This window comes from Algibacter sp., assembly GCF_049667265.1.
In the GTDB taxonomy this organism is placed as follows: domain Bacteria; phylum Bacteroidota; class Bacteroidia; order Flavobacteriales; family Flavobacteriaceae; genus Algibacter_B.
Map to the genome: position 1 here is coordinate 1 of NZ_JBATHX010000014.1, position 5,309 is coordinate 5,309.

A 5,309-nucleotide genomic window follows, 5' to 3' on the forward strand; every position below is an offset into this window, starting at 1 on the left:
TTTTTAAATAGGTTTTACAAATTTCAATATTTTCTTCAATTGGTTCTTCAGAAAGATCAATCATATGAGAACTGAATAATGATTTTCCAGTTTCTTTATAGTGTATTTCACTAGCATCTAATAAACCGTCAATCCAAGGTAATAGTTTTTTTGCACAATGGTCAGTATGTAAAATTACTGGAACACCGTAAGCTTCAGCTAAAGTATGTACATGTTTTGCTCCAGCTATTGCTCCGGCTATCGCGGCTTTTTGCCCATCGTTATTTAAACCTTTACCTGCATTAAATTGCGCACCTCCGTTAGAGAACTGTATAATTACAGGAGCGTTTAAATCTCTTGCAGTTTCTAAAACACCGTTTATCGTGTCTGAACCTATTACATTTACCGCTGGTAAAGCATAGTTGTTTGCTTTTGCATGGTTAAAAATTGCTTGAACTTCTTTGCCTGTAGCTACTCCTGGTTTTATGTTGTGTCCCATTTTATTTAGTTAAATTTAATTTGTATTAATATGTTATCAAAAGTAATCAATTTTTCAGTAATTTGAGGTTGTTTTTTGGCTTGAAAATACTATAACTATACTAAAACGTTATAGCTTGAGTAAAAGAAAACGCTTTTAAAAAGGATAGTTAATACCTATGTTGTATACGGCATTAGCAAAATTATAGTCGTTAAACCATCTGTTTTTGTCTTGGTAAGAAGGGTCGTAAGTTTTAAATCCTACATCAAACCTGAATAAGAAAAAACTAAAATCATAACGTAAACCTATCCCCGAACCTATGGCTATGTCTTTTAGTGAGTCAAGTCCAGATAGGGTTGCTCCATCAACTTCAACATTGTCTAAAACATTCCAAATATTCCCTGCATCCACAAAAAGGGCACCGTTTAAATCGCCAAATAAATTAAATCGTTGTTCCGCACTTATAGCTATTTTAAGGTTGGCTTCATTAAATTCGTTAGTTGTTTCTGAGCTTCCTGGGCCTAAACTATAAGCCGACCAAGCTCGGTTATCGTTAGGGCCACCAGCAAAAAAACTCTTAGAAAAAGGGATACTGTTAGAGTTTCCATATGGTATGGCAATTCCAAAAAAGGCTCTTGTAGCCAGTACATTTTTTTTCCCTAAGTCCCAATGCTTAGTATATTCAAATTCTGTTTTAACATATTGGGAGTAAGCAACATTGAGAAGTTGATACCGTCCTTCACTATCTTTTTTAAGTCCCAAAAGTTTTGAGGTACTTGCTAATAAATTCCCTGCCAACTCTAATTTAAATCGGAATATTGAAAAATTGTTGTCAAATAAGTTTTTCCTATTATCCTGGGTGAAATTAAAGGCGGAAGATAGAATAAGGTTGTTTTCCGTCAGTCTGTTTTTACGTTCATTGATGCTATTTATTGTTGATAGTTGACTTGATGATATTTCGCTTGGTGTGTTACTTGTTAAGGCATAAGCTAAAAAAGCATCGGTTTCATCTGGAATTGATAGGGTTGCGTCTGAATCAATATAATTAACATCTTGAGCTATTTCATTTAATGAACTGAAAGCATTTGAATAAACATCAAAATAATTATCTGGATTTAAGTTGTTAACGTACTGTACACTAAATAAATCTAATCGATCGGTAACCTTTGTATTTGGGTACCAATTGTAGCTAAAATTCCCACTAAAGGTTTGTTTATCTAATCCAATATTAGTTTGGCTCGTAGTTGCTAACCCAATTCTAGTACTTGGCGACATGTATTTGGGTATAATATTTTCAGTATAAAAGGGTGAGAAAATTCTTGGAATAGTTAGTTTTAAATCGGCACCATATTCAATAATGTCAAAAAATGGGTCGCCTTTAATTTTAACATCATCAGAAGCGCCAATTGAAGTAATTCCTGATATTTCAAGTGTTTCTGCGCCTTTAAAAATATTTCTAATTTGTAGACTTGGGTTTAATGAAAAACCAATGGTTTGAATATTACTTTTTGAAACATCAGCGCTAAAACCAAAGTTAAACTTTTTAAGTGGTGTTAATCTAATGGTGTCACTAAGTGTATTATTTGGGTTTTCGGTAATTTCTATATTTGGATATTTAAATGTGCGTAATTCGTTTAAATATCTATAGGTTCTGGTTCGGTCTAAATCTCTAAAAATTTTTCCTGGTGATATAAAAATGGCATCGGTTAATGCCTTTGGACGATAACGCATTTTGCCATAACTATATAGTTTATAACCACCGTATAAAATAGAGTCTTGGAAAGGTTCATTTCTATTCTCAAAAGTATAATCTGTTATAATATTTACATCACTTATTGTATATGTTTTAAAAGGTACGCGAGTTAGTGAATCCAAAGTCCTTATGGCTCTATCTTGAATTGTAATCCCAATGTTTATATTTTTATTGGTACCAATGGTGTCCATTTCAAAAGTGATATAATCTTGTTTAAAATGGTAAATTCCTGAATTTCGTAATTCGTTCGATATGCGATCTCTTTCTTGAATAATATTATTTGAATTATACTGCTCACCTTTTTTTATTAAGCTGTTTTTTTGAATTTTTTTATACAAGGAGTCAACAATAGGAGATTTTACAGTTTTTGTAATAGAATCAATTAAAAATGCTTGACCTGTTTTTACATTGTATGTTACTGAGGCACGTTTATTGTCTTTGTTTTCTATATCATAATTAGCATTAACATCAAACCAACCCTTGTTTACATAATAATCTTCAAGTCGTTTTAGGGAACGTTTTGTTCTTTCCTCGTCAACAATGGTAGGCGCTTCACCAGTATTTTTAAGCCAATTATTAAAACCCTTTCTAGATTGAATGTCTTTATCTAATTGCTTTTTAGATAAAAGTTTAGTCTTCCAAGCCAGTTTTTTTGGTTTATTGTAAATTTTGGCTTCGAAAATGGAATCAATATTTGGACGCGCCAAATTGTACATATGCAATCTTAATGGAAAACCAAGTATTCTTCTATTAGGTCTTTGATATAAAAGGTTATTTAAAATTTCAGTATTATTTTTTTCTTCATTAATAATTATTGACGTCTTATCTAATAAATGCTCATTATTGGGAACTCTTTTTACAGCATTGCACGAGTATAATGTGCTTGCAAGCAGAATAATTATAAATATATTTGATAATTGATTTTTCAAATGAAATTATAGTTAATTTATTTTTTAGACTTTAAAAGAGCACAGTATTTGTAAGTTTGTAATATAAATGACGATAACCGATTCAAAAATACATTAATTTAAAAATAAAGCATAGCCTTAGTTATGGTTTCTTTTTTCAAATAAAAAAGAAAGGCAAAATGGGTGTTTTGTTGCAGTAGTTTCAATTGATTAATGGTATTAACCTAAAAATTAAAAATGCTTCCTAAAAGTCAAATAAAATTAATAACGAGTTTAAAGCAAAAAAAATATAGACAGCAGCATGGTTTTTTTGTTGTTGAAGGTGTAAAAACTATAACTGAGTTTTTACAATCTAATTTAAAGCTTTACAAATTATATACAACAGAATCTTTCAATATTGATGCCAAAGATGAAACGCTAATTTCTGATGCTGATTTAAAAAGAATAAGTTTTTTAAAAACACCTAATAAGGCTTTGGCTGTTTTTAAAATTCCTGAATCTAATGCTATTGATATTTCTGGACTCATAGTGGCACTTGATGCTATAAGAGACCCTGGGAATTTAGGAACCATTATTAGATTATGCGATTGGTTTGGGGTTAAGGAATTGGTTTGTAGTAAGGAAACTGTCGATTGTTTTAACCCCAAGGTTATTCAGGCTACCATGGGTTCAATCACAAGAGTTAATATTAATTATGTTGATTTACCCTCTTTTTTAAAAGAAAGTAAATTACCTGTTTTTGGTGCGTTTATGGAAGGTGAAAATGTTTATAGCAAAAAACTACCTGAAAGCGGGGTTTTAGTAATGGGAAACGAGGCTAATGGTGTTTCAAAAGAAGCGGAAGCAGTTATTACAGAAAAGATATCTATTCCAAGATTTGGAAATCTAAAAGCTACTGAAAGTTTAAACGTGGCAACTGCAACTGCCATTTTGTTGAGCGAATTTAGAAGGTAGTTAATTGTAAAGTTGAGTGGCGTTTATTTGTTAGCTAATTATTCGACTTTACAACAAACAACTATACAACAGACATTTATTGAAAAGTAAAATTAACAAAGACACCACGCGTTTGCATACTTGCAATATTTGAAGTCCATGGGCTATTAGGATCTTCATCTCTTATCAATTCATCATTTATACCAAATAAACCACGAATCGATGGTGTAAATTTAAAATTATACAAATAGAAATCTATTCCAAATCCTAATTCATAAAAAACAGAGTTTTTAGTAGTTCTGAATTGTCCATTTTTATTGTCTTCTGGATTATCTTCATTGCTCGATAGATTTAGCGCCGTTGAAAAACCACCTACAATAAATGGCTTAAAATTGTTGATTCGTTTTGTCGAAAGTTTAACCAAAAGCGGAATGTGGATATATGTGGATTTTACTTCTCTAACTAAGTCTGAGGCTTTTGTATCTGGAACACCTTGAAACCATTCTTGACTATAATATAGCTCTCTGGTAGTAATTAATAAACCCGGTTCCAATCGTACATCAATAAAATCGTTAACTCTTAAATTTCCGATTAATCCAACGCTAAAACCTGGGCTTTTCTTTACATAAACATCGCGTAAATCTTCATGGTAATCAAAGTTGAAGTCATAGCTGTTAATTCCTAAAAAATAGCCCCAACGTAAAATGTTATTGTCAGTAGAACCTCGTCCTTGGTTGGCATCATAACTCACTTTTTCCTTTTTAAAAAGCTGAGCATGGGAAGTTTCAACGATGAAAAAAAATGATAATAGGGCAAATAGATACTTCATAAAGTTACTTAGACGATTTATATATTGTAGCCACACCAAAAGTTTGTGGAAAATCTTCAACATTAATAAACCCAATATTACGTAAAATATTGTTTAAAGCTTCTCCAAAAGGAAAAGTTGATGCAGACTCACATAAATATTTATAAGCACTTCTATCTTTAGAAAAAACTTTTCCAATTAGCGGTAAAATGTTTTTAGTGTAGAAATTATAGCCTTGCTTATAGGGTGATTTGGTTGGCATGGAGGTTTCTAAAATCACGAAAGTGCCCTTTGGTTTTAGTACTCTGTAAATTTCTTTTAAACCAATTTCAAGCGTTTCAAAGTTTCTTACCCCAAATGCAACTGTAATAGCGTCAAATGAATTATCATCAAAAGGCATGTTTTCAGAATCTCCTAAAATCATGTCTATTTTTGTTTCTAGACCTTTCT

Annotated in this window: 5 protein-coding genes; 1 reads left to right on the plus strand and 4 read right to left on the minus strand. The window is 31.4% G+C overall.

Annotation, left to right across the window (positions count from 1 at the left end; genetic code table 11):
• Together WBN21_RS00510 and WBN21_RS00515 are read right to left on the minus strand one after the other, a co-directional pair.
• On the minus strand, window positions 1-478 hold a 478-nt coding region (locus tag WBN21_RS00510; RefSeq protein WP_424197362.1), incomplete at its 3' end, for a class II fructose-bisphosphate aldolase.
• Between the two features lie 135 nt (window positions 479-613).
• Complete coding sequence (locus WBN21_RS00515) at window positions 614-3,139, minus strand: BamA/TamA family outer membrane protein (protein ID WP_424197363.1); 2,526 nt, start codon at window positions 3,137-3,139, stop codon at window positions 614-616.
• A gap of 216 nt (window positions 3,140-3,355) precedes the next feature.
• Between WBN21_RS00515 and WBN21_RS00520 the strand changes: the two genes are divergently transcribed.
• A complete protein-coding gene (locus WBN21_RS00520; protein WP_424197364.1) occupies window positions 3,356-4,072 on the plus strand; it encodes a TrmH family RNA methyltransferase in 717 nt (238 codons plus the stop codon).
• A gap of 76 nt (window positions 4,073-4,148) precedes the next feature.
• On the opposite strand, the gene WBN21_RS00525 is transcribed toward WBN21_RS00520, so the two are convergent.
• Window positions 4,149-4,880, minus strand: a complete 732-nt coding sequence (locus WBN21_RS00525; protein WP_424197365.1) for a porin family protein — start codon at window positions 4,878-4,880, stop codon at window positions 4,149-4,151.
• Between the two features lie 4 nt (window positions 4,881-4,884).
• Window positions 4,885-5,309, minus strand: a 425-nt coding sequence (locus WBN21_RS00530; RefSeq protein WP_424197366.1) for a class I SAM-dependent methyltransferase, incomplete at its 5' end; no start/stop codon positions are given.